Source organism: Nocardia sp. NPDC046473 (assembly GCF_040645995.1).
Classification (GTDB): Bacteria; Actinomycetota; Actinomycetes; order Mycobacteriales; family Mycobacteriaceae; genus Nocardia.
The window spans coordinates 20284-47239 of record NZ_JBEYZJ010000009.1; the positions used below are offsets into that span (position 1 = coordinate 20284).

22 protein-coding genes are annotated in these 26956 nt (G+C 67.6%); 6 read left to right on the forward strand and 16 right to left on the reverse strand.

What is annotated here, in order from left to right:
• Nucleotides 1-4: 4 nt before the first annotated feature.
• Nucleotides 5-934: a hydroxymethylbilane synthase gene (gene hemC / locus ABZ942_RS30525; protein WP_357388015.1), complete on the reverse strand. Its 930-nt coding sequence runs from the start codon at nucleotides 932-934 to the stop codon at nucleotides 5-7.
• 163 nt (nucleotides 935-1097) lie between these two features.
• Between hemC and ABZ942_RS30530 the strand changes: the two genes are divergently transcribed.
• Both ABZ942_RS30530 and ABZ942_RS30535 read left to right on the forward strand, forming a co-directional pair.
• The gene (locus ABZ942_RS30530; protein WP_357388017.1) at nucleotides 1098-2240 is read left to right on the forward strand and encodes an acyl-CoA dehydrogenase family protein; all 1143 of its coding nucleotides are present in this window, start codon (nucleotides 1098-1100) and stop codon (nucleotides 2238-2240) included.
• Between the two features lie 240 nt (nucleotides 2241-2480).
• Nucleotides 2481-3419 (forward strand): expansin EXLX1 family cellulose-binding protein, encoded by a 939-nt coding sequence (locus ABZ942_RS30535; protein ID WP_357388019.1) that lies wholly within the window; start codon nucleotides 2481-2483, stop codon nucleotides 3417-3419.
• On the opposite strand, the gene ABZ942_RS30540 is transcribed toward ABZ942_RS30535, so the two are convergent.
• Together ABZ942_RS30540 and ABZ942_RS30545 are read right to left on the reverse strand one after the other, a co-directional pair.
• Nucleotides 3416-5095, reverse strand: a complete 1680-nt coding sequence (locus tag ABZ942_RS30540; RefSeq protein ID WP_357388021.1) for an FAD-binding dehydrogenase — start codon at nucleotides 5093-5095, stop codon at nucleotides 3416-3418. The two genes, ABZ942_RS30535 and ABZ942_RS30540, sit on opposite strands and share 4 nt — an antisense overlap.
• 2 nt (nucleotides 5096-5097) lie before the next feature.
• A complete protein-coding gene (locus tag ABZ942_RS30545) occupies nucleotides 5098-5736 on the reverse strand; it encodes a TetR/AcrR family transcriptional regulator (protein WP_357388023.1) in 639 nt (212 codons plus the stop codon).
• A 165-nt stretch (nucleotides 5737-5901) separates the two neighbouring features.
• Between ABZ942_RS30545 and ABZ942_RS30550 the strand changes: the two genes are divergently transcribed.
• From ABZ942_RS30550 to ABZ942_RS30560, 3 genes are all read left to right on the forward strand, one after another.
• The gene (locus ABZ942_RS30550; RefSeq protein WP_357388025.1) at nucleotides 5902-6957 is read left to right on the forward strand and encodes a zinc-binding alcohol dehydrogenase family protein; all 1056 of its coding nucleotides are present in this window, start codon (nucleotides 5902-5904) and stop codon (nucleotides 6955-6957) included.
• Nucleotides 6958-7120: 163 nt separating this feature from the next.
• Nucleotides 7121-7777 (forward strand): cutinase family protein, encoded by a 657-nt coding sequence (locus ABZ942_RS30555; protein ID WP_357388027.1) that lies wholly within the window; start codon nucleotides 7121-7123, stop codon nucleotides 7775-7777.
• A gap of 193 nt (nucleotides 7778-7970) precedes the next feature.
• A complete protein-coding gene (locus ABZ942_RS30560) occupies nucleotides 7971-8189 on the forward strand; it encodes a hypothetical protein (protein ID WP_357388029.1) in 219 nt (72 codons plus the stop codon).
• Nucleotides 8190-8568: 379 nt separating this feature from the next.
• On the opposite strand, the gene ABZ942_RS30565 is transcribed toward ABZ942_RS30560, so the two are convergent.
• On the reverse strand, nucleotides 8569-10581 hold the full coding sequence (locus ABZ942_RS30565) for an SDR family oxidoreductase (RefSeq protein WP_357388031.1): 2013 nt from the start codon (nucleotides 10579-10581) through the stop codon (nucleotides 8569-8571).
• Nucleotides 10582-10885: 304 nt separating this feature from the next.
• Nucleotides 10886-12589 carry a bifunctional UDP-sugar hydrolase/5'-nucleotidase gene (locus ABZ942_RS30570; RefSeq protein ID WP_357388033.1) on the reverse strand — a complete coding sequence of 568 codons (1704 nt, stop codon included), beginning with the start codon at nucleotides 12587-12589 and terminating at the stop codon, nucleotides 10886-10888.
• A 284-nt stretch (nucleotides 12590-12873) separates the two neighbouring features.
• On the opposite strand from ABZ942_RS30570, the gene ABZ942_RS30575 reads away from it, so the two are divergent.
• Nucleotides 12874-13299 carry a hypothetical protein gene (locus ABZ942_RS30575; protein WP_357388035.1) on the forward strand — a complete coding sequence of 142 codons (426 nt, stop codon included), beginning with the start codon at nucleotides 12874-12876 and terminating at the stop codon, nucleotides 13297-13299.
• A 55-nt stretch (nucleotides 13300-13354) separates the two neighbouring features.
• Here the strand turns inward: ABZ942_RS30575 and ABZ942_RS30580 are convergent, their stop codons facing one another.
• The 11 genes from ABZ942_RS30580 to ABZ942_RS30630 all read right to left on the reverse strand — a co-directional run bounded on the left by ABZ942_RS30580 (nucleotide 13355) and on the right by ABZ942_RS30630 (nucleotide 26939).
• Entirely contained in the window at nucleotides 13355-14128 is a 774-nt protein-coding gene (locus ABZ942_RS30580) for an SDR family oxidoreductase (protein ID WP_357388037.1), read from the reverse strand.
• An 83-nt stretch (nucleotides 14129-14211) separates the two neighbouring features.
• Nucleotides 14212-15321, reverse strand: a complete 1110-nt coding sequence (locus tag ABZ942_RS30585) for a glycosyltransferase (protein ID WP_357388039.1) — start codon at nucleotides 15319-15321, stop codon at nucleotides 14212-14214.
• Nucleotides 15318-16685 carry a glutamate-1-semialdehyde 2,1-aminomutase gene (locus tag ABZ942_RS30590; RefSeq protein WP_357388041.1) on the reverse strand — a complete coding sequence of 456 codons (1368 nt, stop codon included), beginning with the start codon at nucleotides 16683-16685 and terminating at the stop codon, nucleotides 15318-15320. The genes ABZ942_RS30585 and ABZ942_RS30590 overlap by 4 nt, the downstream gene beginning before the upstream one ends.
• Nucleotides 16686-16908: 223 nt before the next feature.
• Nucleotides 16909-18282: a GNAT family protein gene (locus ABZ942_RS30595; RefSeq protein ID WP_357388043.1), complete on the reverse strand. Its 1374-nt coding sequence runs from the start codon at nucleotides 18280-18282 to the stop codon at nucleotides 16909-16911.
• A 5-nt stretch (nucleotides 18283-18287) separates the two neighbouring features.
• Nucleotides 18288-19655, reverse strand: coding sequence for a glycosyl hydrolase family 28-related protein (locus tag ABZ942_RS30600; RefSeq protein ID WP_357388045.1), 1368 nt, complete (start codon nucleotides 19653-19655; stop codon nucleotides 18288-18290).
• Nucleotides 19652-20932 (reverse strand): protein tyrosine kinase, encoded by a 1281-nt coding sequence (locus ABZ942_RS30605; RefSeq protein WP_357388047.1) that lies wholly within the window; start codon nucleotides 20930-20932, stop codon nucleotides 19652-19654. Before ABZ942_RS30605 ends, ABZ942_RS30600 begins: the two co-directional genes overlap by 4 nt.
• The gene (locus tag ABZ942_RS30610; protein ID WP_357388049.1) at nucleotides 20923-22323 is read right to left on the reverse strand and encodes a hypothetical protein; all 1401 of its coding nucleotides are present in this window, start codon (nucleotides 22321-22323) and stop codon (nucleotides 20923-20925) included. Before ABZ942_RS30610 ends, ABZ942_RS30605 begins: the two co-directional genes overlap by 10 nt.
• A gap of 9 nt (nucleotides 22324-22332) precedes the next feature.
• On the reverse strand, nucleotides 22333-23337 hold the full coding sequence (locus tag ABZ942_RS30615) for a glycosyltransferase (protein ID WP_357388051.1): 1005 nt from the start codon (nucleotides 23335-23337) through the stop codon (nucleotides 22333-22335).
• Nucleotides 23334-24698 (reverse strand): oligosaccharide flippase family protein, encoded by a 1365-nt coding sequence (locus tag ABZ942_RS30620; RefSeq protein ID WP_357388053.1) that lies wholly within the window; start codon nucleotides 24696-24698, stop codon nucleotides 23334-23336. The genes ABZ942_RS30615 and ABZ942_RS30620 overlap by 4 nt, the downstream gene beginning before the upstream one ends.
• The gene (locus ABZ942_RS30625) at nucleotides 24691-25872 is read right to left on the reverse strand and encodes a glycosyltransferase (protein ID WP_357388055.1); all 1182 of its coding nucleotides are present in this window, start codon (nucleotides 25870-25872) and stop codon (nucleotides 24691-24693) included. Before ABZ942_RS30625 ends, ABZ942_RS30620 begins: the two co-directional genes overlap by 8 nt.
• Nucleotides 25869-26939 carry a glycosyltransferase family 4 protein gene (locus tag ABZ942_RS30630; protein ID WP_357388984.1) on the reverse strand — a complete coding sequence of 357 codons (1071 nt, stop codon included), beginning with the start codon at nucleotides 26937-26939 and terminating at the stop codon, nucleotides 25869-25871. The genes ABZ942_RS30625 and ABZ942_RS30630 overlap by 4 nt, the downstream gene beginning before the upstream one ends.
• Nucleotides 26940-26956: the final 17 nt, after the last annotated feature.

Sequence of the window (26956 nt, forward strand, 5' to 3'; positions counted from 1 at the left end):
CCGCTCAGTGCGCGATCGCGTCGATGATGGCCCGCGCGCCCTGCCGGAGCAGATCCGCGCCGACGAAGAAGCCGAGCGCCTGCGGGTCTTCCGGGACGCCCCAGTGATGGGAGTCGAGCCACTGGGCACCGTCCAGACTGAACACCTTGCCGTGCAAGGTCAGTCGGCCGGTGCGGTCGGTGGTCGCGTAACCCGCGATGGGGGAGTTGCAGTGCCCTTGCAGCGCGTGCAGCATCGCGCGCTCGGCATCGGCCTGGCGGTGCGTGTCCGGGTCGTCGAGACGCGCGGAGAGTTCCAGCAGTTCGGTGTCGTCGGCCCGGCACGCGAGGGTGATGATGCCCGCGCCGATGGGTGGGCACATGGTGTCCAGATCGAGGGTTTCGGTGATCCGATGGGCCTGGTCGACCCGGTGCAGGCCGGAGACGGCCGCGATCAACACGTCGATGTGGCCCTCTTCGAGGCGCGCCAGCCGGGTATTGACGTTGCCGCGCAACGGCTTGACCGTCAGGTGCGGGTAGTGCAGGCGCAGCTGCGCGGCCCGGCGCACCGAGCTGGTGCCGACGACGGTTCCTTCGGGCTGGTCGGCCAGCGGGGCGCCGTTACCGGTGATGATCGCGTCGTGCACGTCGTCACGCGGCAGGTATCCGGCGAACGCCAGCCCCTCGGGCACTGGGATATCGCCGGGGATGTCCTTGAGGCAGTGCACCGCGAGGTCGGCCTCGTCCACCAGCAGTGCGTGGTCGATCTCCTTGACGAAGGCGCCCTTGCCACCGAGCTTCGCCAGGTCACCCATCCAGCGATCACCCGCGGTGGTGACCTTGACCAGCTCACTGTCCATCCCGTGCGCGCCGAGCAGCGCGGCAACCTGCTCCGCCTGGGCCACCGCCATGGGGCTGGATCGAGTGGCGATCCGAATAATGCGCGAACGCGACATGCCTCGCACGGTACTCCAGCCCGCACCGGCGAGCCGCACCACCTCTGATTTGCGGCACTCGGGAATAGCCTCCGATTTCCGGTGCGAGAAATCGGAAATGGTGCGGTGGTGCGGTACTGGCGCGGTGACAATAGGGCGAGGGGACTCGGAGTAGGAGCATCGCGTGATGTACAGCGACGAACATCAGGAGTTCCGGGCGATGGTCCGGCGCTATGTCGAGCAGAAGATCAATCCGCACGTGGACGAGTGGGAGCGGGCCGAAATGATGCCGCTGCACGAGATCTTCGCGGACATGGCCGAGCTCGGCATCCTCGGGCTGGAGTACGACCCGGCCTATGCGGGACAGGGCGCCGATCATCTGTTCACCGTGGTGCTGTGCCAGGAGCTGGGTCGCGTTGCGCACGGGTCGTTTCCGATGGCGCTCGGCGTGCACGTCGCGATGGCGACGCCGTCGCTGCACGCGCACGGCAGCGAGGAACTCAAGCAGGAGTATCTGGCGCCGGCCATGCGCGGCGAAACAGTCTGTGGCGTAGCGGTTACCGAGCCGGAGGCCGGTTCGGATGTGGCGGGGATCCGGACCAGCGCGCGCCGGGACGGCGACGACTGGGTGATCAACGGGTCGAAGGTGTTCATCACCAATGCCGTTCAGGCGGACTGGCTGTGCACGCTGGTGCGCACCTCACCCGAGGGCGGGTATCGCGGGATGAGCCAGCTCATCGTGCCCACCGACGCGCCCGGCTTCCGGGTGGACCGCAAGCTCGACAAGCTGGGCATGCGCGCCTCCGATACCGGCCTGCTGACCTTCGAGGACGTGCGAGTTCCGGTGCGCAACACCATCGGCGAGATCGGCCGCGGTTTCCAGCAGCAGATGTCACAGTTCGTGATGGAGCGGATGTTCGCCGCCTACAGCGCGCCGATCAGCTGCGCGCTGCAGTTGGAGCTGACCCGCGACTACGCCAAGCAGCGAAAGGTATTCGGCCAGCCACTGACTGCGAACCAGTACCTGCAATACACCTACGCCGAACTTGCCGCCAAGGTGGACATGTTGCGCGTCTATACCGAGGCCACCGCTCAGTCCTACACCGACGGCGGTGACGTCACCCGGATGGCCACGATCGCCAAGCTCGAGGCGGGCAGGCTGTCCCGTCAGGTGGCCGACTGGTGTCTGCAGATTCACGGCGGCATGGGTTATATGGCGGAGACTTGGACGTCCCGTGCGTATCGGGATAGTCGGCTGCTGAGCATCGGCGGCGGTGCGGACGAGGTCATGCTGCGGGTGCTCTCGCTGATGGACGGCTTCGCGTAGCACGAGTCGCCCCTCGTCACAGGGGGTTTCGCGTGGCGGCCCGGCTCGGCCGACCGTTGTTTTTCCGGTGGGCTGCAGGAGTGTCCAACAGTGTGCTGGGCATTTGCCCCATGCTTGCTGAAGTGTGACTCTTTCACTGCGTAGAATTTTCGTTCCCGACATGCGACGACCGTTCGGCTGCTTTCCTATGGACGTCAGGAGCGACAGTCCGTGATCAGGTGAGCCGTTAGTCGGGGAGCGATGCACCGGATACCGATCAACCAACGACACTTCCGCTCGGGGTGGCTGTGGTCCGCGATCGGCTTGGTCGCCATCGCGGGCGTGGCCGTATGGCTGACCCGCCCGGAGCCGCTGCACTGCGATACGCCGAGCGCGCTGGCGCTGTCGCCGACCTCGAATGTGCTGGTCCAGTCGGCGACCCCGCGAACGCCGGTGGCTACCAGCAGCATTGAGCCCACCGCGGCTCCCGCGGCGGAACCGCAACCCGTCGTCTCGGGCGAGGCGCGCTTCTATTCGTTCAGCCCCGGGGTTTCCTGCTCGTTCCCCGGACTACCGACGGACGGTTTCTATGTGGGGATGTCGACACCGGAGTTCGGCAAGGCCGATCCGTGCGGCGCGTACCTCGACATCCAGGGGCCGCGCGGTGATGTGCGCGCGCTCATCGTGGACCGTTGCCCGGCATGTGCTCCGGGACAACTGGATTTGAGTGTCGCGGCCTTCACGCAGCTCGCGGATCTGTCCGACGGCGTGGCGAAGGTCCGCTACAGCGTGGTGCGCAATCCGGAGCCGCCGCCGGAGTTGTTCTATCAGGTGAAGCCGGATTCCAGCAGCGCCTGGTTCGCGATCCTGCTCAGCGGATCCGGTAACCCGTTGCGAGAGGTCGCTATTCGGCCGAACACCGGCGGCGCCTGGCAGAACCTCACCCGGGGCATGGACAACTACTGGTCTATTTCCGGCGCCGGCGCCGGACCGTTCGACGCGCGCGTCACCGACGTGCACGGCGACCAGGCGCAGATCCTCGGCATCACCCTGCAGCCGGGCGTGCGCGCGACCGGCGCCCGGCTCTATGCCGAGACGCCGCCGCCCGCCACTCCGGAAAGCCCGCAGCCGCAGCCGATTCCGCCGCCGACCTCGCTGGCTGCCGCCTCGCAACAGCCGGCCGCGAGCTGCAGGCCCTAACGCAGTTTCGCGGCGAGCGCCTTGCCCGCGGCGCGCCCGGAGAAGATGCACCCGCCGAGGAAGGTGCCTTCCAGCGCGTTGTATCCGTGCACGCCACCACCGCCGAACCCGGCCACCTCGCCCGCCGCGTAGAGGCCGGGGAACTCGGTGCCGTCCGGACGCATCACCTGCGAGTCGAGGTTGGTCTGCAAGCCGCCCAACGTCTTTCGGGTGAGGATGTTCAGCCGCACCGCGATGAGCGGGCCGGCCTTCGGGTCGAGGATGCGGTGCGGCTTGGCGACCCGGCTCACCTTGTCGCCGAGGAACTGGCGCGCGTTGGTGATCGCCATCAGCTGGCTGTCCTTGGAGTACTTGTTCGCCACCTCCCGGTCCCTGGCGACGATCTGCTGTTCCAACGCGTCGTGGTCGAGCTGCGGTCCCCGCGCGATCTTGTTCATCCCGGCCACCAGCTCACGCAGATTGTCCGCGACCACGAAGTCGACGCCGTGCTCTTTGAACGCCTCCACCGGACCCGGCGCGCCCTTGGCGAATCGGCTCTCCAGGGTGAACTTGAGGTCCTTGCCGGTGATGTCGGGGTTCTGCTCGGAACCCGACAGTGCGAACTCCTTCTTGATGATCGACTGGGTGAGTACGAACCAGGAGTAGTCGTAGCCGGTGGCCAGGATCTCCTTCATCGTGGTCATGGTGTCGAAACCGGGGAAACACGGGGCGGGCAACCGCTTTCCGTTCGCGTCGAACCACAGCGAGGACGGTCCGGGGATGATCCGGATGCCGTGGTCGGGCCAGATCGAATTCCAGTTGTTGATGCCCTCGGTGTAGTGCCACATGCGATCCCGGTTGACGATGGCGCCACCCGCGGATTCGGTGATGCCGAGCATCCGCCCGTCCACGTGCGCGGGCACGCCGGAGATCATGGTCTCCGGGCACTTGCCCAGCCGCTCGGTGGGCCAGTTGCGCCGGATCAACTCGTGATTGTGCCCGATGCCGCCGGAGGTGACGATCACCGCCTTGGCTCGGAACTCGAACTCGCCGACGACGTTTCGTGACGACGCCTTACCGCGCTCGAGATCCGTCTCTGCCAGCACGCTGCCCCGCACGCCGACCACGGCACCGTCCTCGACGATCAGTTCGTCGACCTGATGCCGAAAGCTGAAGCCGACCAAGCCCTTCCGCTCACCTTCGAGCACCGGCTCGGCGAACACCCGCACCACCTCGGGCCCGGTGCCCCAGGTCATGTGGAAGCGCGGCACCGAATTGCCGTGCCCGTCGGCGAATTTCCCGCCGCGTTCGGCCCAGCTGATCAGCGGCGTCACCCGCAGCCCGAGTTCGCGCAGATACTCGCGTTTCTCGTCGGTCGCGAACCGCACGTAGGCCTGTGCCCACTGCCTGCCCCATCGGTCCTCGTCGTCGCGATCGAAACCGGCCGAGCCGAGCCAATCCTGCAGAGCCAGGTCGTAGGAGTCCCTGATGCCGAGGCGGCGCTGCTCCGGTGTGTCCACCATGAACAGTCCGCCGAGCGACCAAAACGCTTGCCCGCCCAGGTTGTTGCGATTCTCCTGGTCGAGCACGTGCACCTTACGGCCCGCCTTGACCAGCTCGTGGGTCGCGACCAGGCCGGCCAGCCCGGCGCCGACGACGATGACGTCCGCCTCGGTGGCGAATGCGGAATCGGACATGATTATCCTTCGGTTTCGGTGCTGTAGGCCAGCACGACGTGGTAGATGAGGTCGGTACGTCTGCGCCGCACGACGCGGCTGCGCGGTTCCATCAGCACCTGCACGCTGGTGCCGTCGTGCACGGCGACGAGTGCCTGGCCGAGTGCCTCGGGATCGGGCACGGTGCGGCCGATCTTGGCCAGTCCGGCGACGATGGTCGGCATCAGGGCATTCACGATGGCCTCTTCGCGTGCGGCCATCACCCGGCGCAGTTCGGGGTTACGTAAGGCGTGGGTGGTGAACTCCGCGGTGATCCGATACCAGCCCTCGTCGACCGGGACTGCGCGCTCGAGGCGTTCGATCGAGGTGCGTACGTCGTCGGTGCCGACCGGGATCTCGTCGAGCATCCGCTGCACGCCGTCGAGCATGGCGGCCGAGCGCTGTTCCCACATGGCCAGGAACAGCTCGTCGAGCGAGGCGAAATTGGAGTAGAAGGCGCCGCGGGTGAATCCGGCTCGCTCGCAGACCCGTTCCACGGTGGCCTTGCCGAAGCCCTCCTCGGCGAACGCCTCGTAGGCCGCGGTGAGCAATCGATACCTGGTCTCGGCGCGGCGGCGGGTGACCCGGGTCGCCGAGGTCTTGGCTTCGGTGGACGACGCCAACGGGCACCTCCTCTGGCGCGACCGACGAGCGCCGGCCGAATGGATACAGAAATGTATTCAATACATAAATGTATCAGAAGCGGAGCTGTGACGTGGCGAAATCGGACGAGTAGGGTGAGCGCAGCTCGACACCACCGTGCATCCTGACGACGAGGGGAGATCGGTATGAACGAGGTTGCCGGGACCGCATCGATGAGCGGCTGGCGGGTGCGCCGCCCCGGGCCGATCGATGCGGGGCCGATGGACCTAGTGCGTGAGCCGGTTCCGGAACCTGCGGCCGACGAGCTGCTCGTGCGGGTGCTGGCGTGTGGTGTGTGCCGCACGGATCTGCATGTCGCCGAGGGGGACCTACCGGTGCATCGGGTAGGCGTGACGCCCGGACACGAGGTGGTCGGGGAGGTCGTTGCCGTTGGTTCGGCCGTTGGTTCGGCTGTGGAGGAGTCGCGGTTCACCGAGGCCTTCGCGGTGGGCGACCGTGTCGGCATCGCGTGGTTACGCCATACCTGCGGCGCCTGTAAGTACTGCCTGCGTGGTGCCGAAAACCTTTGCCCCCGTTCGGAATACACCGGCTGGGATGCCGACGGCGGGTACGCCGAATTCGCCACTGTGCCAGCGGCTTACGCGCTGCGGCTACCGGAGGGGTACGCCGATGCCGAACTGGCGCCGCTGCTGTGCGCGGGCATCATCGGCTACCGCTCGTTGCAACGAGCCGAGCTGCCGCCCGGTGGACGCCTCGGCCTCTACGGCTTCGGCGGCAGTGCGCATATCGCCGCGCAGGTCGCCCTCGCCCGCGGCGCGGAGCTGCATGTGATGACCCGCGACCCGGCCGCCCAGGAGCTGGCGCGCGAGCTCGGCGCCAGCTCGGTGCAGGGCGCCGCGGATCCGCCTCCGGTGCAACTGGATTCGGCGATCTTGTTCGCGCCCGTCGGCACGCTGGTGCCCCCCGCGCTCGAGGCGCTCGATCGCGGCGGCATCCTCGCCATCGCCGGCATCTACCTCAGCGACATCCCGGCGCTGAATTACCAGCGGCACCTGTTCCAGGAGCGGGAAATTCGCTCGGTCACCGCGAACACCCGCACCGACGCCCGCGAATTTCTCACCCTCGCAGGCGAACATCGCATAGAAGTGACCACCCGTGGGTACTCCTTGGGGATGGCAAATGCGGCCCTCGCCGACCTGGCGCACGGACGTTTCACGGGCGCAGCGGTTCTCGTGCCATAGAAAAGGTACAGCAGGACACGATTCGGCGCTGAGTACGCATCGTTCGGGTCGTTTTCCTTGACGGCTCGCTTCGCCGTTCTTACCTTCGCAGATATAGCCGAGTGGCACTTGTCTCTGACAAGTGTCATTCGGCTTCTCACAACGGCGTGAGTGGGTGATCACGATGGCAAACCGGAAGGTAATTCATTTCGAGAAGTGGCGGGTGGTGCAAGCATTCGTTGTGCTACTGCTCGTCGCGGGATTCGGAGCGACGACGGGATTACCCGCGCTGGCCTCGCCCTGCGCGGCCGTCGACGTCGTAGTCGCCAGAGGCACCCAGGAACCCGGGTACCTCGGCGCGGTGGCCGGTGATCCGCTCTACGACACCCTGTTGCGCACGCTGCCGGTGAGTTCGGTCGCCTATCGCGTCAATTACCCTGCGGATCTGCTGGATCCGGCGTCGATCAGCCGCGGCACCCAGGACATGACCGCGCACGTACTGTGGCAGGCCGCGGCCTGCCCGGACCAGCGGTTCGTCCTGGTCGGCTACTCGCAGGGTGCGGTGGTCACGCACGGTGTGCTCGGCACCGGCCTGGTGACGGCGCTTGGCGGCATCAGCTCGCTGCCGGTCGATCTCGAATCACGGGTCGCCGCAGTGCTGTTGTTCGGTGATCCGCTGCGGCTGGCCGGCTGGAACGTGCCGGACCTGTACGCGTGGCGTACCGGAAACTACTGCACGGCCGGTGATCCGGTCTGCACCGGCGGCGGCGATCCGACCCAGCACTCCAACTACGCCTGGGCCATGTGGCCTGCGGCGCAGCTGGTCGCCAGCCGAGTGTAAGTCGCCTGCGCGGCGGGGTCCGACATGGTGTCGGACCCCGCTGTCGGCGGTTCGGGTGCCAATTGTGCGGCTGCACAGCAAATTCTCTGAAACATCCGCTGTCCTTTTCGATTCGGATACGCTGCGGCGAAATCCCGTAGAACGCGGACAGTTCGAGTGGTGCGGGGTGCGGCATGCGTGATAGGAACAGCAAATGTCCGATGATCCCGACATCGCACAAGCCCGGGTATTTCTGGACTTGCTCGCCGCACACGCACGCACCCTCGCACGTGCCATCAATACTGCCGAAAGGACTTTCCAAGCGCAGCGCCTCCGCGAACTACACGCCGAGCTGCACACAGTGCGCCACTGCATCGCACGAATCCACTACCGCTATCCCGATATCGTGCCGACAAACCGCGCCCGAGTCTGATTGATCGAGCACTCGATCGCGCACAGTTTGCGCAATGCAACGCGCCCCCCACCGCACAGCGAGCTGCGCGCCACACCCATCCCGTCCCGCCGCGCACGGTCTGTCCCGCCGCGCACGAAGTAGCCAGCTGATTCGCACGCCGCGCGCCAACCAACGCGCGGCGACCGTAACGGCTCCTATGGCGGCCCCGGGTGGGCTGCGCCGCGCGGGTTCTGGTTTGGCGCGCGCGAAATTGCTCGCTGATTTGTGCGCGCCTTGCTGATTTGTGCGCGGTGTGGCGATTTCGGATGCCCGCTCTTAGCGGTGTGCGGTTGAGAGAGGGGGTGGGGGGTACCGGGGACCGGACGTGTTTGCGCACGTCCGGTGTTCAGGGGGGTGATTACCACTGTAGGCCGGGCACTACCCTGGCTACGCGGGCGGCGGGGGCGGGCATGGACATGAATGGCATGAGGACTGGGGCGAGGACGGTTAGTGGGGTGCGCGCGGGGGCGTCGGCGGGCTTTTTGGACGGCTTCTTGCCCTGTGCCGCAGTGGATTCGCCGAAGAGGCGGAAGCCCTGGTGCAGGATCGTGCGCTTTACCGAGGGCATCAGGAGGTCGACGGCCTGGGCGAACGTGCCTACGGGGGTGTCGATACGGTGCGGGCGATCCTCGAGGGCGCGGACCACGATGGTGGCGGCTTGATCGGGGTCGGGGACCGGGAGCGACTTGTAGAGGTCGGTGGGGGCGATCATCGGGGTGCGGACCAGCGGCATCCGCACCGAGGTGAAAGTGATTCCCGCGTCCCGGTTTTCGACCGCGGCGATTTCGCTGAAGTTGTCCAGCGCCGACTTGCTCGCCACATAGGCGGCGAAGCGGGGCACCTTGGTCTGGACCGCGATGGAGGAGATGTTGACGACGTGGCCGAAGCGGCGGGCGCGCATCGAGGGCAGCAGCGCCAGGATGAGCCGGACCGCGCCGAAGTAGTTGACCGCCATCGTCCGCTCGAAATCGTGCATGCGGTCGGTGGAGTTCAGCACCGACCGGCGAATCGAGCGGCCCGCGTTGTTCACCAGGTAGTCGACGTGACCGTGCTCGGTGAGGATGGTCTGCACCAGCGTCTCGACCCCGTCCGCGTCGGTGATGTCGCACGGATAGTCATGCGCGACACCGCCTTCCGCGCGCACCGAATCGGCGGCGTCGGCCAGATCGTCCTTGCCGCGGGCCACCATCAGCACGGTGGCGCCGCGCCGGGCGACCGCATGCGCGGTGGCCAGGCCGATGCCCGACGACGCACCGGTGATCAGCACGACCCGGCCGTTGAGCGGCTCGCTGGACACGACGGGCCGGCCGCGATGGGCGTCGAGGTGGTCGCGCCAGTACTGCCAGAGCTGGCCGGCGTAGCTGTCGAAGGACGGCACGGACAGTCCGGTGCCGCGCAGCTGCGCCCGCGTCGAGTCGGAGATGAACTCCGCCGAGAAGGACGTGTGTGGCGCGACGGCGGCGGGAATGCCCAACTGCTCCAACAGGAAATCGCGCACCGCGGGCACGCCGGGCAGGTGCGCGAGCCCGCTCAGTGCACGGGCGCTGAGCGGCACCACGCCGATGCCGGTGGGTGCGCCCGCCGCGGTGGCCAGCGGGCCGTACACGTCGCTGAACGGCTGCGGCTCGGGGTTGACCAGGTGGAAGGTGCGGCCGTCCAGACCGGGCCTGCGCACCAGGGCGGCCATGGCGGCGGCCACGTAGTCGACCGGGACGATATTGGTCGCGCCGAGATCGGGCAGCGGCATCGGCAGCTCCGACGGCAGTGCGGCCAGCCTGGCGATGGCCGAGAAGAAGTAGTACGGGCCGTCGATCTTGTCCATCTCGCCGGTGCGCGAGTCACCGACCACGATCGCGGGCCGGTACACCCGCCAGCGCACGCCGCGCGATTCGCGAACGAGCTTCTCGGCCGCGAACTTGGTCCGGTGGTAGGGCGAGGTGAGCCGCTGGCCGAGGTCGAAGTCCTCCTCGAAGAACTTGCCCTTGTGGTCGCCCGCCACGGCGACCGACGAAACATGGTGCAGCACAGCGCCGATCGAGCGGGCCAGGGCGAGCACCGACCGGGTGCCCGCGACATTGGCCGCGTGTGCGGTCTCCTCATCAGCGGTCATGTCGTAGACCGCGCCGAGATGGATCACGTGATCGGCCTGCGGCGCCTCTCTGGTCAGGCCGAGCCCGTCCGCGGTGAGGTCGCCGACCAGCGAGAACACCCGCTCGCCGCCGTTCCATCCGGTGGCGAGGTCGGCAAACTTCTGCAGCGACTCCTCGCGCACCAGGACATGAACAACGGCCTCGGGCTCATGGTCCAGGAGCTCCTGAACGACCCGCCGGCCCAAGAATCCGGTACCGCCCGTCACGATGTAGGTAGCCATCGCCCTCTCCTGCTGTTCATTCGAACCGTGTTGTCGCACAAGTCATCCGGCATGCAACGGTGAATGCGGAGATTTAAGGTTCGGCCGCGAGACGCGGTAACAGCGATCGGGCCGAAAGTAGGAACCCCTTCGTCCTGACTTATACCGAAGAGTAATGAGCCTGATCGGCCCCGGCAAGCGTTCCGGACTGGATCACTCTGTGTGACTGATCACCCATCGGTGCAGGTCAAACGGTAAGTGTTACAACGATTTCCAGGTATACCTTCACTGGTCAATCGTCCAGTTGTTCAGGGCTACCGGACAGCTATCGCTTCTCGACGCGGGCGGGCGGTAGCTGAACGGGGGACTTGTCGCGGAAGAGCGCTTCGAAGGCGTCGAGATCGGTGGGGCCGGGGACGTTGTCGGTGCCCTCGGTGAAGACCGTGAAGCCGTCGCCGCCCGCGGCGAGGAAGCTGTTGGTGGTGATGCGATAGGTGGCGACCGGATTCAGTGGCTGCCCGGCGATGCGGACGGTGTCGCCAATTATCTTGGCGCCCTTGGGTGCTGAGTCGGCGAAGGCGTAGGTGATGCCTGCGAGGGAGAGCATCGCGGGCTTGCTGGCGTTGGTCCACTGTTGTTCGAGCAGTCGCAGCACTTGCTGGCCGGTGAGGGTGAGCGTGACGACCTGGTTGCCAAAGGGCTGGACCGTGTAGATGTCGCCGTAGGTGACCGGTCCGGCCTTGATATCGGCGCGGACACCGCCCGGGTTCATGAAGGCCGCCACCGCGGCCGTGGGGCCGGCGGTGGCCGAGAGCATCGAGTCCGCAATGACATTACCGAGGGGCGAGACACCCGTCGCGTCCGGATCGTGCGGCAGCGCGGCGGCGGCGGAGCCGACCACTCGAGCCGTGCGCGGGCGGGCCTGCTCGGTGTAGAAGTTCACCAGGGCGGTGGCGGAGGGGTCCGGCGTCACGTCGCGAGTCACCACCCGGTTGACCGCCGACGCGTGCACCCCGTCGGGGTGGAAGCTCAGCGTGAGGTCGGTGATGAGCCTGCCGTAGGACGCGGCCTGGGTGACCGACTTGCCGTTGATCGTGCACACATAAGCCTGGTGGCTGTGCGCGGTGAACAGCGCCGTCACCGCGGGGTCGACGCCCTTGGTGAGGTCGGTGACGTTCGGGCTGATGTTCGCGCATCCGTTGTAGTCGACCTGGGCGCCACTGTCGGGGCGCTGGCTGCCGCCGTCGTGCATCAGCGCGACAACGGTCTCGGCGCCCGCCGCCTTCATCTCCGGCACGTACTTGTTGATCGCCGCGACTTCGTCGCCGAAGGTGAATCCTCGAATGCCTTCGGGGAAAACGAGATTCACGGTATCGGGGGTCACGGTGCCGACGACGCCGATCTTGTGGTCGCCGACCTGCAGGATGGTCCACGGCTGCAGCGAGGGCGGCAGCTTGCCCTCGGCGTCGGTGACGTTCGCGGCCAGATACGGAAACTTGGCGCCGGTGAACGGTTCGCCGGGCGAACATCCGTCCGGGGCGCAGCCGCCCCGCTGCAGGCGCGCCAATTCGATTACACCGTGGTCGAATTCGTGATTGCCGACCGAGGAGGCGGCGACGCCGATGGTGTTCATGAACGTGATGGTCGGCTCGTCGTGGAACAGGCCCGACACCAGCGGACTGGCCCCGACGTCGTCGCCCGCCGCGACTACCGCGCTCGCCGGATACGCCGCCTTCAACCGCGCCAGATGCGTCGCCAGGTAGGCCGCGCCGCCCGCGTCGTAGCCGGACACCTTGCCGGTCGAGCCGGCCGGCGGCTCCAGGTTGCCGTGCAGATCGTTGAGTCCGAACAGGTGCACCTCGTCGGGCTTGGCTGCGGGTAGATCATTCGTCGAAACCAGGGGAATGACACCGGCCGCGGTCGACGTCGTCGGCCCACTGCTCTGCTCGCTCGCAGTGCCGCACCCCGCGACCAGTGCGATGCTCATGACCCCGGCAACAACAGCGGCAATGCGACGGCGCGCGTTCATGCTCAGACTGTCCCACGCGCGGCCTGCCGCTGCCACCGCACACGCCCGTCGGCGTCGGTGTTCGTGCGGCGATCGTGTCGAGTTCACCGCGTATTCCGATGCGAGCGAGCGCAATTTCAATGCGGCACACCGATAGGCGCGGGGATGCCCCGATTTAGGTGATGGTGAGTGACATACTGCCTAGTCAAAGGGACAGGCATGTGAAATTCACGACCACATGGAGGGCTCGGTCTTTGAAATCCTCATCCAAAATCTGGTTGGTGACGTGCGCGCTCGCTACCACGTTGGCGCTGCCCGGATCGCCAGCTCACGCCGCTGGTTCGCTGTTCGGCGTCGCGCCGGAGGTCGAACAGCAGATTTGCGACGGTAAAGACCACGACGACCGCTGGTATCAAGAGGTCGGCGATTGGTTGGAGCTCTCACCCGCCATCTTCGACAAACCCGTGCACAGCGAAACCCGCGCCGAACTGTTTCAGAATCCGGCCTTCGTCCCGGACACACGGAAGGCAATGTGTGAAAAGGAGGACGCCTATAACGAGAAACTCAAAGAGTTGATCACCAAGTACTACAAGCAGGGAAACCTGCTCCAGGACTGTGGCACCACCCAGGGCCTGCAACGCTTCATCGACCGAAGGCTCGCCGTGTTCCGCTGGATCGCCGCCGACGATTGGAACGCGCCGAAGCCGCCCGCCCCCACCTGCTCGGCCTGAGCCGCGCACCGGGCGCGGCTGACGTTGTACCGCAACGTGTTTCGCCCGGTGCTACTCAGCGGAGGGTGTAACCGCCATCGGGGTAGAGGGTGGACCCGGTGGTGAAGGTGCTGGTGAAGAGATAGACCACAGCGTGCGCGATCTCGTCTTCGGTGGCCGGTCGGCCGAGCAGGGTCTCGCGGCGATACTGCTCGAACGCGGCCGCACGAGCGGTGTCCGGGCGGTTCGCCCACAGGTGGCCGTCGACAGTGCCCGGCGAAACGACGTTGACCCGGACCGGCGCGAGTTCCACCGCGAGCCCACGCCCGAGCCCTTCGATAGCGGCATTGCAGGCGATATACGCCGGGGCGAGTCCGGCGGGCCGCGCCGAAGCGGCACCCGACATCAACACCACCGATCCATCCGCGGCCAACTTCGGCGCCGCTGAACGGACGGCGTGGTATTGACCCCAGAACTTCGACTCGAACGGCGACGCAGCCTCGGCCGCACTCAGCTCCCGCATCGGCCCGACCTGATAGGACGCCGCCGTGGTGAAGAGATGATCTACGCGCTCGATACCGTCGAAGAAGTCAGCGAGCGACGCACTATCCCTGGTATCCACCGTCCGCCAACTGGCCGCATCCCCCAGTTCCGCCGCCGCCCCCGCCAACCGCGCTGCGGTCCTTCCGCCCAACACAACTCGGCCACCTGCCGTTACCACTCGATGTGCGACCCGCAACCCGATGCCCGAGCCGCCGCCGATCAGCACAACCGTGCGCCCACGAAGATCCCCGGCATCACCCGATGCGTCGGCCCGCTCGGCGACGGTATCGACTCCAGCCTGCGACATACTGCTGCCTCCTCACTCACGGCGATCACTCGACCTTCGCCCGCAACCACCGAGCGACTGACGGTATTCCCGAGTTGCGCGAGTCAGCGCAGGAACTGGGCGACGGTGGCGGCCATTTGGGAGCGGAAGGCGGTGGGGGAGAACGTCTCGGCGTGGGTGCGGATGGTTGCGGGATTGTAGGCCGTGGGGTCGAAGGTGAGCATTGCTTTGGCGAGGTGGTCGACGACGGCCTCGTCGGGGCCGTGCGGGATGTGTTCGCCGGTGTTGCCGGGGGAGACGGTGTCGAGGGCGCCGCCCTGGTTTACGGCGAGAATTGGTGTGCCGCAGGCCATCGCCTCTACCGGGACGATGCCGAAGTCTTCTACGCCGGGCATGAGCAGGGCTCGGCAGCGGCGGTAGGTGTCCAGTAGGACCTCGTGCGAGGTTGCACCGAGGAAGGTGGTTTCCGGGCCTGCGAGGGTTTCGAGGTGGGTGCGGAAGCGGCCGTCGCCGAGGATGACGAGGCGGCAGCCTGCGCGCTGGGCGGCGCGGATGGCCAAGTCGGGGCGCTTGTAGGGGACGAGTCTGCCTGCGAAGAGGAAGAAGTCGTCGCGGGGGATGGAGGCGTCGGGGGTGAAGCGGTCGATCTGGACCGGGGGATAGGTGACGGTCGCGGGTAGTCCCCACCAGTCGTTGACGCGGGCGGCGACGGCACGAGAGTTCGCGACGACGTGGGAAAGCTTTGGGGCGGCGCGTAATTCGCCGCTGCGAGCCAGTCGGCCGAGGGTAGCGAGTGCGAGTTGGCCCGCGCGGCCGCCCGCCTCCTGGGCGCGGAAGTCCTTGTCCCAGGCCCATCGTGCGGGGCTGTGCACGTAGGCGATGACGGGAGCGTCGGTGGCGAACGCGGCCTGGGTGGCGAAGGCGTGATGGCTGACAACGACCGCGTCGTAACGACTTCCGAGCGGGAGGCGGCGCAGCGCGCGGGGGACGAAGGGCAGCAGCGGCGCGTGTGAGCGGCGGCCGGTGGCGGCGTAGGCGCGGCTGAGCCAGGTGTCGTGGACCGTGGTCAGTGGCGGGCGTACACCGGCCGGATCGACGATGGGCGCGAAAACGTCGGTGCCAGGCCAGGTTTCGGAGAGTTCACCGACCACCGCTTCGGAACCGCCGAATTCGGTGAACCGCTCGTGCACGATGGCGATGCGCGGCTGCGTCATTCGTGCACCGGCGAGATCTGGCGCGGTGCCGCGCGGCGGCGGATGGCAGGGGCGACCGGGCGGCCCTCGAGCAGACCGTCGACGCTGCCCTGCTCGATCGCCTTGCGGTAGACGGCGGCTGCCTCCCGGCAGGCCGCGATCGTCTCATCGATATCGGCGTCGGTGTGCGCGGCCGAGGTGACGAAGGATTGACCGAGCACCCCGCGGTGCAGCAGTTCCTGTAGGAAGAGGGTTCGGAATTCCTGAGAGGGCTGACCGTTGGGGTCGCGGGTGACGAAGATCAGGCAGGACGGTCGCCCGAGCACCTGGAGATAGTCGGCGATGCCGAGCTCGGCGGCCACCGCGTTGACTCCGTCCGCGAGGCGGCGACCCGCGTGCTCCATCTTGGCGATGGGTTCGCCGGTGCGGTACTCGTGCACGACCGCGCGAAAAGCAGCCAATGATCCCGATTCCGGGCCGTGTGTGGTGGACAGCAGGAAGACCCGGTCCTGATCGGTACGCAGACCACCGAGCTCCATGAACTCGCGTTTACCGGCGAGCGCGGACAGCGGGAAACCGTTGCCCATGGCCTTGCCCCAGCAGGACAGATCGGGCCGCACGCCGTACACCGCCTGTGCGCCGCCCGCCGACCAGCGGAAGCCGGTGATCATCTCGTCGAAGACGAGCAACGCGCCGTAGCGGTCGCACAGGTCTCGAACACCCGCCAGGAAGCCGGGTTCCGGTTCGGACAGCGCGGTGGCTGCCTCCATGACGACTGCGGCCACCGCGCCGGAATCCAGCACGGCGGCAAGCGAGGGCAGATCGTTGTAGCGGAATCGCACGGTGCCCGCCGAGGTTTCGGCGGGGATGCCGCTGTCCATCGCGGTGGTGCCGATGAACCAGTCGTCCACCGAGAAGAACGGTTGATCGCAGACGGCGATGGCGGTGCGGCCGGTGGCGGCCCTGGCCAGCCGGACCGCGGCGGTGGTGGCGTCGGAGCCGTTCTTGGCGAACTTCACCATGTCGGCACCCGGCACCAGAGACAGGAAGTCTTGCGCGGCAAGCAGTTCCAGCTCGGTCGGGCGGCTGAAGCTGACGCCGTCGGCGATGGCGCGGTGCACCGCGTCGAGCACCGGCCGGTAGCCGTGGCCGAGGGTGACCGAACGCAGGCCCATGCCGTACTCGATGTAGCCGTTGCCGTCGGCGTCCCAGACCCGGCAGCCGCTGCCGCGCACCAGGATCGGCGCCATGAATTCGGGATACTGGTCCGCGCCCCTGGCGTAGGTGTGTGCGCCGCCCGGGACCAGATCGTGCAGCCGGGCCTGTAGTTCGTTGCTGCGGGTGAAGCGGCGGGGTGCCGCCGGATCCGCGGAAATAGACTCCATGGTCGGGCTCCTGAAGAGTCGGGTCGCACACGCACGGCAGACGGCCTGCGCGAATCCTCCCTGCGCGCACCGGTTCTGCGCATTACTGTACGTCTGCGGGATCGGCTTGTCCGCGCAACAGTGTCGCCTGTCAGTCGTTTGATATACACCCTGTCGCTTTTGTGCTGTTTCAGCGGAAGTCGTTCCGCCATAGGTCATCCGGTGATCCCGCCATCTCGCGCTCTCATGAGTGATCGGGGCCGATGGTCGGTCTCGCGGACGGAGCCGAGGATTCCACGTCCGGTTCGACCACCGGGCCGATGGTGACGGCCCACAGGTCGTGGTCGCCACGGTGACCGGTGGCGCCGACATAGCAGCGCATGCGCCCCTCGCGGGTCATGCCGACCCGCGCGGCGATATCGGCGGAATGGCTGTCCGCAGGCTCGACCGCCGTCGAGACCCGGCACAGGCCGAGCGGACCGAAGGCATAGGTGAGCAGCAGCCGGGTGGCCGCCGTCCGGACGTCGTCGCCGTGACTCGGCTCGGTCCAGACGAACATGCGCGCATTGCGGTCGAACATGTCGAGGTCGAACAACCTGGCCTCGCCGACGTAGGCGCCATCGACCTCGATCGCCAGCACCAGCCCGCTCCGCGCACGCAAACCTGGACGGGCACCGAGGAATTGGCGCAGCCACCGCAGTCGGCTGTGCTGCCGTGCCCACCCGTCGTCGGCGACCAGCGAATCCGGCGCCAGCGCGGCCCGACTGCGCAACCGGGCAGCACGCCACTGCCCCCAGTCCGACAGTCGCCGACTTCGGATGACCATCCCCTGGTGTTCCGGATCGGCGAGCCGGACGGGCCGGGCGGCCTGCAGCGGATCGAGCAGATGCAGTACCCGCCCCGCGTAGAAGCGCGCGGCCGCGGCGAGCACCGCGCTCCTGGGGAACGAACCGCCGGACACGTCGTCGGCGGGGGGCTGCGGCGGACGGGCGTCGTAGCGGTCGAGCCACGAGCCGACGAACCCGTTCGCCGGCGCATCGGCCCTGGTGACCGACCACAACTCGTGGTCGCGGCGCGAACCGCCCACGTCGAAGTAGCGGCCCATCAAGGCTTCTCGCTGGAACCCGAGCTCGGCGGCACCGTGCGCGGCGGCGACATTCTCGGGCGAGATCGGCGCGGTGATCCGCTCCAGGCCGATCTGGTCGAGGGCGTAGTCCAGCAGCAGCGCCGCCGCGATGCCGCCGATCCCGTGCCGGGCCACCTCGGCGTCCACCCAGATGCCCAGTTCCGCAGCGCCGGTGGCGGTGTCGATCGAGCCGAGCTCGACCTGACCGGCGAACCGGCCGTCGACCTCGATCACCGTGGACAGTCGACGGCCCGACCGCGCCTCGGCGCGAGCGGTCAAACACTCACGGACCCAATGTGTTCCGCAATGTCGCGCCGGCCAGTCGAGCGTCGAACTGTACCAGAACGGCTCGATATAACGCCGGTCCCGCAGTCGAATACGACGCCAGTGTGGGTAATCCGCTATCCGTGCCTGGCGCAGCACGACGGCGTTGCCGTGCAGCGACACGGGACCGAGACTGATGCGCGCCAACGATTTCGGACTGGTCGACATGGCGCCTACTCGCGCGGTCGAGTCTTGCCCAGCGACATCGTCTTGAGCGCGCCCTCGGTGGAGACGGACAGCCGCCAGTATGTCCCGGATGCGTCTTTGAGCACGACTCCGCCCTCGGTCTGCTCGGAAAGCCAAGTGCCGCTGGCCAGCACGGCCGAGCGCAGCGCGCCGTCGGCCGACTGCGCCTGGAACACGTCGCCGTCGCCGCGCCCGGCCTTGGCGACGATGGTCCCGGTGAACTGAGGCGCGTGCGTGCTGGTGCGACCGAGCACATGCCAGCGTGGCGGGAACAGTGCCGGATTGAGATCGTCTGCCGCGGTGGAGATCAGGTTCACCGCGGTGCCCTCGGGACAGTTCGCCGGATCGATCCGTAGCTCGATCGGCGCCTTGTCGAGATCCTTGTCGAACTGGACATTGGCGAGATACGGCTGACGACAGTAGATCATGTCCACGCCGACCGTGCGCGCGGCGACCTTGCAGTTGATCATGCCGAACTGCGCGGGCCCGCCGCGGTCGGCCCGGCCGATCGACAGCGCGATATCGGCGCCCTCGAACCAGACGTTGGTGAGCCACCAGTCGTTCGCCGCGCCGTCGATGAGGATGTGCTTGTCGGTGGTCTTCGGGTCGGCGTCGGACACGAATTCGACGTTGGTGAGCGCCAATCCGGCGTTGTGGTCGTTGCCGGTGCCGAGCACCCCGATGTAGTTGCTGGTGAGCTTGGACGAGGTGACGTAGTTCTGGATGCAGGAGGTGACGATGCCGTACCCGAAATTGTTGATGTCGCAGTTGAGGAACGCGGTGCCGCCGGTGTTGCCCTCCAGCACCACGCCGCGCTGCTCGAGAAAGCGCGGATGGTTTTCGGCGATGTGGTTGCCGCGGATCACCACCGAATCGAAGGAGCAGCGGAAGCATTCGGACAACAGGACCGCCGTCGCCTTCGGCCCGGCCAGGTAGAAGCCGAGGCGGGCGAACCGCACCCGGCTGCGCTTGCGCAGGGCGACGAGGGTGGTATCGACCATGCAGTTCACCACGCTGACGTCACCGCCGTCGCCGAGCACCGTGGCGTAGTCGCCGAGGTCCGGCCATGCCGTCACGTTGTAGTGCCCCGCGGGTAGGTACATCACCAGCGGGGCGCCACCGGGCACCGCGGCCGCAGCGGCGATCGCCGCCGTGTCGTCGGCGATACCGTCGCCGATCGCGCCGAAGTCACGGACGTTGCGCGCCGCCGGAGCGTCGGTGACGTGTGGCGAACGAAATTCGATGCTGGGCTGTACCGCTGAGTCGGTGCCGCAGGCCGCGAGCGCCGGCACAGCACCCGCCGCACCGAGCGCCGCGACGAGCATTCGCCGCCGACCGACCGCTTCGTTGGTCATCGCCGCAGCCTCCCGGTAAGTCGCTGCAGCCGGTTGCCCGGCTTGCTGTACGCTACCGCGCCGGTCAGCTTGTTGTCGCCGAATGTGGCCAGGGCGCCGCGCAATTGCGGCGCGGTGGTCTCGCCCAGCAGTACAACGGCGATGGTCTGGTCGCACAGCGGCGCGACGGCGATGGCGTCGGCGGCGTGCGCGATCGGCGCGGCCTGCACCACCACGTGGTCGTAGTCGGTGGTCAATTTCGCGACGATGGCCGCGAACCGATCCGAGGCGAGCAGATCGGGCGTCGTGTCATCGGGCTCGCCGAGCGCAAGCACGGTGACGCCGGTGTCCGGCCACGCGGTCAACGCCTCGTGCACCGGTGCGGCGCCCTGCAGCACGGCCGCCAGACCGACGCCCGTGTTCGCCACCGCGCGCGAGCTCCCGTGACCCGAGGTGTCGGCGTCGATGAGCACCACCTTGCTCCCCATGTCGGCGAACGATTTCGCCAGTGCGACAGCCACTTCGGACTCCGAGCGCGGGGAAAGACTGGTCAGCAGGATGCTGCCTGCCTCGCCTTCGCGCAGTAGCCGGGTGCGGAGCCTGCGGGTCTCGCCCGGCGCGCCGGGACGGCCCGCGTCGATGATGCCCAGGATCGGCACCGGCAGAATGGCTTCCAGGTTGTTGGAGGTGCGCAACGTCCGGTCGGTGCGGTCGCGGACGAAGGCGCCCGCGCAGCCGAGCGCGAGTCCGGCCAGCAGGCCAAGGGCCAGAATACGTTTCGACTGCGGCCCGCTCGGCCCGGCGGGCAGCTCGGCGCGGTCCACCACGGTGATCCGCGCGGCCGGCGCCGCGTCGCGCTCGATGGTCTCCAATTCGTCTACGAGCCTGCGGAATTGGGCGGTGACCGAGTTGGCCAGGTCGCGTGCGCCCTCAGCGGTCGAGGATTGGACGGTGAGGATGATGTTCGTGGTCGCGGGCGGGGAGAACGCCTTGATCTTGCCCTGCACCTCGCCGACCGACATCTTCAGGCCGAGGTCGTCGATGACGCGCTTGGCGACGGTGGCGCTGGTGGCCAGGTCCAGGTAGGAGCGGACGCGCTGCTGGGCGGCGAGCCCACCCTGGTAGGAGTCGTTGACCGAGGTTCCGGTCGCCATCGACACGTACATGCTGCTCGAGGCGACATAGGTGGTCGGCAGGGTGCTCAGATATCCGGCCGATGCGCCCAGGCACAAGAACACCACCGCGACGATAATGACCCAGCGGCGGCGCGCGATATGCCAGTAGTCGATCAATCCCATGGGGATTCTCTCTTTTCGATGGTGGATGCCCCGACGAATACAGGTTCCGCAGGAGAGGTCCTTGCGGCGGACAGTGGTTCGGCTCGAGTGCGCCGCCGGTACTCGCGTACCAGCAGCGAGATGAGCCAGGCGAGCACGGCGGCCTGCAGGAATTTGCCGAGATTCTCCATGCTGCCGAGGATTCCGCGTTCGAACAGCGCGGAGGCGCCGGTCATCGCGAGCCCGAGCACCACGACCGGGAAGAAGCGCGAATACAGCGCTTTGGCCCAGGCCAGCAACAGCAGGAAGGTGAACGCGGCGCAGACGACCACACCCGGATAGCCGCCGAGCACAAAGCCCTCGTTGAGATTGCCCTCGGCCAGCGATACCGACACCTTGGTCATATCGACCGAGGAGCCGCGCACTTCATTGGCCCACTCGGTGCCGGATTGGAACTTGGTGGTGCCGAGCAGTTGGCTGGGAATGAGGCTGTATACGGCGTGTTGCAGCGCCTGGGCGGGGGTCAGCCAGAAGCCGGGCTGGTGGTAATAGGCGTCGGTCGCGGCCTCGAGCAGATCGAACCGCCGCAGGATGCTGAGGAACGGCTGCACGATCGGCGGATAGCTGGAATCCGTCAGCGCCGATTCCGCTTTCGCGTACTGGGTCTGTTTCAGTGACTGCAGCCAGCCGAACCCGCCGATGCCGAGCACCGCGATGGCCGCGACGGAGACCGCCTTGCGCTTGGTCCAGCCGAGGATGGCGAAACGGACCGCGATGGCCATCGCCGCGCCGATGATCGGCGTCTTCGATTCGACGATCGCGGTCCAGGCCAGCTCGCCGAGCAGCAACCCGCCGAGGACCAGCCAGGTCATCAGCGTGCGTTCGGACCGGTAGAAGATGATCAAGCCGAGGGCGGCGATGGTGGACAGGATGGCGACGAAGGCCAGGATCGGATTGGCGCTCTCCACATCGCCCGCGCTGCCGATGGAGCCGGAGGCGTAGGACGCGGCCCGGCCGAGCAGGCCGACGCCGTACATCGCGACCAGTGTCGGCACGAAATCCGGGTCGTTGGTCAGCGATGGCAGCTCGACCCGCGGATGCCGTCGCGCCCAAAAGGAGTAGGCGACCACGAATCCCGCGTAGACCCAGAGCCCGAAGACGATGTGCTGGAGCACCAGCGCGATGCCGTGGTCGTAGCCGAGCTGGGCCAGCCGCGGGTCCGGCACATTGTCGCCGAAGCGCGGTTCCGGCTGCACCCACAGCAGTACCACGGGTCGCGCCACATACGACAGCGACCAGAACGCCGCCTGCGCGATGAGGAACACCCGGGCGACGCCGGGAATGGTGCTGGCCGCCACCGCGATGGTGGCGAGCGCGAGGGCGATCAGCAGCACCTCGGTGGTGGCGGTCATGCTCGAGGCTCAGGTGATGTCATGGATGATCTCCCGCGCCCGGTCCACGTAGCGATGGTTGCCCGCGAGGATGCGTTGATATCCGGCTTCGGCCACGGCGGCGGCCTTGTCGGGATGGGCCGCGCACCAGTCGAGGACGGCGTACAGCTCATCGGCGTCGGAGAACAGGAAACATTCGCTGGTGTCCTGCAGCAGCTCGGCGTGCTCGTCGGTGCGTTCGCCGACGAAAAGGCCGCCCGCTGCGGGCACTTCGAAGGTGCGGCAGGTGTGGGTATCGCGGTTGTCGGAGTTGAGCAGCACCAGATTGGCGGTCACACCGGCCACCACCTCCGAATACCGCTCGCCGTATACCGCACCGCCGACTTCGGCTCCGGTGGAACGCAATTCGGGCACTCGACGCCAGCCCGGCCCGCGCACCAGCATGCGGGAGCCGTGCGTGCGGGCGAGCCCGATCAGGTCGGCCCGCCGGTCCGGGCGGCACACGCCGATGAAGCCGACCAGGAACTGCCGGGTTCCGCGCCGCGCGGTGGGATGATGCCAGGCCGGGTCGTAGGCGCTGCGCACGAAGGTGACCGCGCGGGCGCCACGATCGCGCAACTCGGCGACGTTGTGCCGTTTGGTGGTGACGATGTGGTCCCATTCCGATTCGTGCGCAAGGTATTCCGCGCTGGTGTTCTCGGGGTTGGCGACATCGTCGGGGCTGTAGTGCACGTGCCATCGGGCGGGGATATCGAGCAGCCTGCGCTGGTCGAGGTGGATTCCTTTGAACGCGAACACCATGTCCGGCCGGAATTCGGTAGCGGCGCGGTCGATTTCGGCATGCAGCCCGGCGACGTTCCATGGTGCACGGCGCCGTGCGAGCTTCGAATAGACCCATGGCGGAGACAGCCTGGAGGGCAAGGTGACTCGAGTCGTGTCGATGACCGCCACGTCGTGCCCGGCCTGCCGAAAGCCGTCGGCGAGCGAGTGGGCATTGCTGCCGACCCAATCGTCGCCCAGATAGAGAATTTTCATGATCCGCCCTCCTCCCGCATCAGCACAATCGCGGGACTCGGGGACGGCGTTACTCGCTCGCGGTTGATCAACGTGCGAATTCTGAGCAGATACCAAGAGGCGACGGTGAATTCGACGACAACGGTGCCGTAGACCAGCGTCCACACCGAGTGCGTGCGAAACGCGATGACCAGCGCCACGGCGGCCACGCAGGTACCGAGCACCGCACCGATCAGCACACCGGTGGTGTCCTGGCGCACCGGCAGCACGGCGGTGGTGACGAACGAGGTGATCGCCGTCGCGGGTAGCACGAAGATCTCCACTCGCAGTAGCCCGATCGCGGCGGCGAAGTCGTCGCCGAACACCAGGTGGATCAGCAGGGGCGCGGTCAGCCATACCCCGGCGGCCGCGACCGTCGCGACGCAGACGCAGGCGAACAGCGCCTGTAACGCGTGCCGCCAGAAGTTGTCGTCAGCGCTCTTGCGCGCCATGCGCGGTAGTAGCGCGAAACCTATGGGGTCCAGGGTGGATTGGATGGCACGGACCAGGCGATCGCCTGCCGAGTACAGACCGAGCGAGACGGCGTCGAGTACCGCCGAGTAGACCGCTGCCGCACCCTGCCCGTACGTCGTCACCAGTAGCCGGGAGATGAAAACCGGTGCGCCGTTTCGTAAGACGGTCCGCATGCCGCGCGGCCGCGTCGGCGGCCCGAAGGTGCGCAGCGAATCCCACCAGGTCAGCACGACGGTGGGAATGGACGACACCAGCAGGCACAGCACAGCTACCTGGGCGTTGGGCATTCGCGGCAGCACCGCGACCAACAGGACGAGGTACCCGATTCGGCCGACGCCCTGGTAGGCGGTGGAGGCGCCGAAGCGGCCCTGGCCGATGAGCAGCCAGTCTTCGGAGGCCGACCAGAAACCACCCGCGAACAGGCCGAGCAGGATCATCTCCAGATGGTCCGGTGCGCCGAATGCGTAGCTGAGCAGCAGCGCGGACCCGAGGATGCCGAGGGAGCTCGCGCGGATGGCCAGGTAGTCGCCGCGCAACTGGTTGATGTGGCGGAGGCGGTCCCCGCCCAGGCTGGCGTCGTGCACCCGAGCGGCCAGATACGAGGTGATGCCGAGATCGACGAGCAGCGAGCCGATGAAGTAGGCCGACATACCGATCGCGAGCAGGCCGAGACCGTGCGTGCCGAGCACCCTGGCCGTCAGCGGCACGGTCACTATCGTGACGACGTACTGTCCGTACTTGCCGAAGCTGACGTAACCGATATCGCGGATGATGCCGAGAAATCCGATGCGGTGCTGGGTATTTCGGCGATGAGTGCCGGCGGGCGCTGGTGGCTGGACGGGGGTGTTCGGGGCTGTGTCGTCAGCCATGCGGGGCTCTCTCCGGTGAATGTGGTGTGCCCGCAGCGTCGTTGCGTTGTGCAATGTCGTCGAGAAAGGCGGCGACCGTGCGCGCCGTTTCGGTGATGTCGAAGTCCTTGGCGCGCAGGCGGGCCGCCATGGCCAGCCTGCTGCGCAGTGCCGGGTCGCCGATCAGGGTGTCGAGTGCGCCGGTGAGTTGGTGTTCGTCGCCGCCGTCGACGAGCAGGCCGTCGACGCCCGGCTCGATGATCTCGGCGGGACCGCCTGGCACCGAGGCGATCACGGCGCAGCCCGCGTGCATGCCTTCCACCACGACCTGGCCGAACGGCTCGGGCAGCACCGAGCTGTGCACCAGAATGTCGGTGTCGCGCAGGTATTCGGCAGGATCGTCGACATGTCCGGTGAAGGTGACCGGCAAGCCCAGCTCCTCGGCGAGGCGTTCGAGTTCGGCGCGATAGGGCTCTTCGTCGAAGAACGTGCCACCGATCAGAAACACCTGGCGTGGCCGCGTTTTCGTGGCCGCGAGCGCGCGGAGCAGCACATCCTGGCCCTTCCACGGGGACAACCGGCCGACCACGGCGACCACGGTGTCGGCGGGCGGGCGCTGGTCGGGACGCGGCAGGTCGGTGCCGAGTTCGACACCGGGATAAGCGACGAGCGCGGGTCGGCGTCCGATCGGCAAGGTGCGCAGGGTGGTTCGGCTGTTGGCGAGGTAGCCGCGGCTGAAGAGCCGGCCGAGTAGCTGCAATACAAGGGTGGGGAGTCGGCCGAAGTAGTCCGCCGAGATGCGGTCGTGCACCTGCCAGACCAGCGGAACGCGAGCGCGGCGGGCGGCGACCGCGCCCATCACCAGCGCCTTACTGCTCTCCGCCACGAGAACATCTGCGCCGAGCTCCCCAGCGGTGGCCCCGAGGGACCAGCCGAGCCGCAGCAGCCGGAGAAACCCGGTGACCAGCCGCAGCGGACCCGAGTCGATGGTCATCGCCCGGCTGTCGAATCGGCCGCGCAGCACCCGGGTTTCGACACCGCGTGCGCGCATCCGCTCGACCATCGGGCCGTCCTCCGTGTAGACCATGGCGACACCTAGCCGTCCCTGGTCGCGCAAGGCCGACACCAGCCGCAGCGTGGCCAGCTCGGCGCCGGACGGCGCCGCGGTGTGCGCGAGAAACAGGGCCCTGCTCATTGCCTGACTGCCCGGTACATCGTGAGATGCCGCTCCGCTGTGACATCCCAGGAGAATGTTTCCGCGTGCGCCCGGCACTGCGCCGGTGTCGGCACGGTGCCGTGCAGCGCGGCGACGATGCGCGCGCCGAGCGCGTCGGCGTCCCCGGCGGGCACGATGAGCGACGGGTCCAGTCCGCGGACCGAATCCGGGAGGCCGCCGCAGTCGGTGACGATGGGCGGGCGGCCCGCGGCCAGCGATTCGAGCGCGATCAGTCCGAATCCTTCGAGGGCGGTGGTCGGCACGACGGTCAGCTCCGCCTGTTCGTAGAGGCCGGTGAGGCGCTCGTCGTCGACGTGCCCGGCGAATTCGACGGTATCACCGAGTGATCTTGCCGCGGAGCGTAATTCGTCCCCAGCCGTGCCGGTACCGACGATCACCAGACGGGCCGTCGGGTGCTCGGCGCGCACCTCGGGCCAAGCGCGTAGCAGCGTATCGATGCCCATCCGGCGTTCGAGCCTGCGCACACACAGCACGGTTCGGACGCCCGACTCCGCACGAACTGGGGACGCGTGGAAGCGATCCAGGTCGACCCCCGGCGGGATGACCGCGATACGATCCAAGGAAACCCGGTAGTCGGTATGTAGTACGTCGCGAAAGTGGTTGGACAACACCACGAATCGGTCCGCGCCTGAATATCGGAGGCGTTCGAGCAGATACTTCGCGCGCACCGCCGTTTCGCTCTGTCCGCTGAGCCGGCTCTCGGCGGCCCACGGTCCGTGGAAATGGATGACGAGTGGTAGGCGCCCGCGCCGGGCGATGGCGGCCGGACCGTAGAGGCAGAAGTGCCGGTCGAGCACGGTGTCGCGGTGCAATTCGGCGCGATCGAGGAACGCGGTTCGTGCTCGCCGCAGCGTGGAACCGCCTAAGCCGCCCCATGATTGGGCTCCGGCGGCCGCGGGGGAGTCGGCGCCGAACGCGGCGGCGGACACCGCGGCGCCGGGTTGCTTGGCGAGCGCCTGGAAGAGCTCGGTGAAGTAGCGATTGAGCCCACCGGGCGCGGACGCGAACCATTCGGATCCCGTCATGTGGACCCGAACCGTCT